Origin of the sequence: Yersinia sp. 1252 StPb PI (genome assembly GCF_048593885.1) — a bacterium.
Taxonomy (GTDB): Bacteria; Pseudomonadota; Gammaproteobacteria; order Enterobacterales; family Enterobacteriaceae; genus Yersinia; species Yersinia enterocolitica_E.
In genome coordinates, this window is the sequence record NZ_JAZGQE010000282.1 from 1 (window position 1) to 3,711 (window position 3,711).

A 3,711-nucleotide genomic window follows, 5' to 3' on the forward strand; every position below is an offset into this window, starting at 1 on the left:
AGCGGCGCACACCATATCGGTGCCACAGGGGCATTAACGGTAACGCAGGCCAGTAATCTGGGAGCCTCGACGGCTACTGTGAATCTGGATACCGCCACTTCGCATCTGGTGCTGAACGGTCTTAGCGGCGCGGTTGCCAATGCTCTCAGCGGCGTGACGGATTCGACTGTTGATATCAACAATGGTGCGAATGTGTCGCTGACCGGCAATAACAGTGGCTTCCTCGGTCAGTATGCGCTGGCGGACAGCAGCAAATTGACGGTGGCCTCAACCAATAATCTGGGGGCCGCTTCCTCTGTGGCCCTGGCGGGCGCACAGGATATTCTGGCGCTGAGTGGCTTTAACGGCATCTTTGGCAATACGGTCACCGGCAGCGGTATCTTGCAGGTCACCGACAGCAGTGATGTGACCCTGAATAACACCAACAGTGTCGACAATGCAGTCACGGTGGATATCACGGATGCCACCTTGAATCTGGCTGATATCGCGCTGTTTGACCATGCACTGACCGGCACTGGCACGCTGAATGTGGCGAAGAATGATGCCAGCACGGCATTTGATTTCGGCTCTTCAGTGGGCGGCGCATTCAGCGGCATTGTGAATTTGCAAAATACCATTTTCAATATCGATGGTTTGAATACGACAGCCTTGACGAATTCCACACTGAAATTATCCAGCGGCAGTCTGGCCTCGGTGGCAGACGGTGTACAGAATATCGGTGGGCTGGCGCTCAATGGCGGTACGTTGCTGTTTAATAATCTGGTGGATAACTCAGGTATCATCAGCTCCTTAGGAACCCTCACGGCGAATAATATCGATACCACCGGTGGCGGTGAGGTTCGGGTTAATTTACCGGCGAATGTCACACCAGATCTTGGCGGTTTGTCGGTGATGCAACTGGATGAAGGGGAGATCATTGTGACCTTGGCCTCCGGCGCGGCGACCGGAACCGGGCATGAGCTGACGTTATCTGATGCACTTGGTGACCCGTTAAGTGCGACCGTTTATCAGTCTATTTCTAACCCTGGTGCACTCTCACCGGCGGCACTGGGTTCGTTTAATTACGGCATGACCACCGGGACCGGTTTTGATGGGTTGTACGTCAATTATGGGCTGAAGGCGTTGGAATTGCAGAGCACAGGTAATGACGCACTGATATTAACGGCAACCTTGGCAAACAATGGTACGCAGGCTAATGATCTCTCCGCTCAGGTGACGGGCAGTGGCGACCTGGCCTTTGTTTCCGCTAATGACGGCAGCATTGCATCGTTATCGAATTCGACCAACAGCTATACCGGCGCGACATGGGTGCGTGCAGGCAATGTCCGTCTGGCTGCGGATTCAGTACTGGGGCAAACTTCTCTGTTGGCGATGAGCACGGCGACGAATGTTGATCTCAACGGGACTCAGCAGACGGTGGGTCAGTTAGCCACTGAAACCGGCAGTACATTGGACTTCAATAGCGGCAAGTTAACCGTCACTAATGGCGGGCAGGTTGATGGCGTATTGACGGGCGTTGGTGAGCTGGATCTGGCCGGAGGTTTACTGAGTATCACTCAAGCTAATAGTGGCTTTACTGGCAGCACTGACATTGCCAGTGGCGCGACAGCACATCTGTATCAGGTCCAAGGGCTAGGCTCGGGAGCGATTAACAATAACGGCCTGCTTAATCTGGATAATACCAGCGGGGTGCTGCTGAACGCGTTGGCGGGTAGCGGCAACGTCCAACTTTCCAACAGTGCCAATGTCCAACTGGCCGCAGACAATAGTGGCTATTCGGGCTTATTTACCACTGACGCAGGGACGGTGTTGACCGCCAATAATGCAGGCAATCTGGGGAGCAGCAGTGTTGCAAATAACGGTGAGCTAATCTTGGATACGGCGTCAGTCTGGAATTTATCCAACGCGATCAGCGGTAGCGGTACATTGGTTAAACGTGGCAGCGGCACGGTAAAAATTGATAGCGGTACAGTCAGTGCCAGTTTGACGACGATTGAAAACGGTTTGCTGCAACTGGGCAGTTCAACAGCCACCTCGACCCTGACAGTGAATGAGTCACCATTGGCCCGTACATTGGTGGCCACACTGGCATCCAATGTCGTCAATCTGGTCAGTGACGTGTTGATTACTAACACCGGCTCATTAGGTGGATACGGCCAGGTGACAGGGAATGTGGAAAATCGTGGCAACCTGATTATGCCAAATGCCTTAACCGGCGGCGATTTCGGGACCTTCATTATTGATGGTAATTATACCGGCGATAACGGCACTGTGGTCTTCAATACTATTCTGGCCGGTGATTCATCAGTAACCGATCGGCTGTTGATTACTGGCAATACCGCAGGGCAAAGTTTTGTCACCGTGAACAATATTGGTGGTAATGGTGCGCGGACCTCTGAGGGCATCAAAATCATTGATGTCGGCGGCGATTCTGCCGGGCAGTTTACCCTGAATGGCCGTGCTGTGGCGGGTGCCTATGAGTACTTCTTGTATCAAGGTGGTGTTAGCTCGCCGACCGATGGTGACTGGTATTTGCGCACTCAAGCAGATGAGCGCCGCCCTGAACCGGCAAGCTATACCGCGAACCTGGCTGCGGCCAACTCAATGTTTGTTACCAGTTTAGCTGATCGCTCCGGTGAAACAGTGTATACCGATGTCTTTACGGGTGAAGAGAAAACGACCAGCCTGTGGTTACGCAATGAAGGTAGCCATAACCGTTCCCGTGATGACAGTGGCGAATTGAAAACGCAAGATAACCGATATGTGATGCAGTTGGGGGGTGATGTGGCGCAATGGAGCCGCAACACACAAGATCTGTGGCGCGTCGGGGTTATGGCGGGTTATGCCAATAGCAGCAGCTCTTCTGTGGCACAGGAAACCGGTTATCGGTCCAACGGTTCGGTAGATGGCTACAGTGTGGGGGTATATGGCACATGGTTTGCTGATAGTCAGGATAATACCGGTGCTTATGTTGACACCTGGCTGCAATACAGTTGGTTTAACAATCAGGTTGATGGACAAGATCTCACCACCGAGAAATATGACTCGAAAGGGTTCACTGCTGCGGTCGAGAGTGGCTATGCCTTCAAAGTGGGCCAGAGCGTTAACCAAAATTACTTTATTCAGCCAAAAGCTCAAGTGGTGTGGATGGGGGTGAAAGCAGATTCTCATACAGAAACCAATGGCACAGTAGTCTCCGGCGAGGGGAATAACAACATTCAAACCCGCTTGGGTGTGAAGGCCTTTATCAGCCCAATACCGACCGCTGAAAAAGCCAACGTTCCGGCATTTAAGCCATATGTTGAGGCTAATTGGGTCCATAACACCAAAGATTTTGGCACCACACTCGATGGTATAACCGTGAAGCAAGCGGGGGCAGCCAATATTGCTGAGTTGAAATTGGGTGTCGAAGGCCAGATCAATAACAAGCTGAATCTGTGGGGTAATGTGGGCCAGCAAGTGGGTAATAATGGCTACAGCGACAGCAGTATCACGTTAGGGGTTAAATATAATTTCTAACTGAAACCAGTCGTTATAAGCCATCCGCGGCACATATCATCAGGTATGTGCCGTTTTTTATGGTTAAAGCTGTACTGAAAAATATCAATGACAGTGGTGGCTGTAGTTGATTCTTTTGGTTTTATATTTTGAATTTATTTTGTTGGCAGCTTATTAAGCTGAGTTGTCTGTATTGTACGATGCTAAATTAAT

General features: G+C 51.3%; 1 protein-coding gene. It reads left to right on the plus strand.

Annotation, left to right across the window (positions count from 1 at the left end; genetic code table 11):
* Positions 1-3,519, plus strand: a 3,519-nt coding sequence (locus V2A85_RS22565; RefSeq protein ID WP_420072424.1) for an autotransporter outer membrane beta-barrel domain-containing protein, incomplete at its 5' end; no start/stop codon positions are given.
* Between the last annotated feature and the right edge of the window lie 192 nt (positions 3,520-3,711).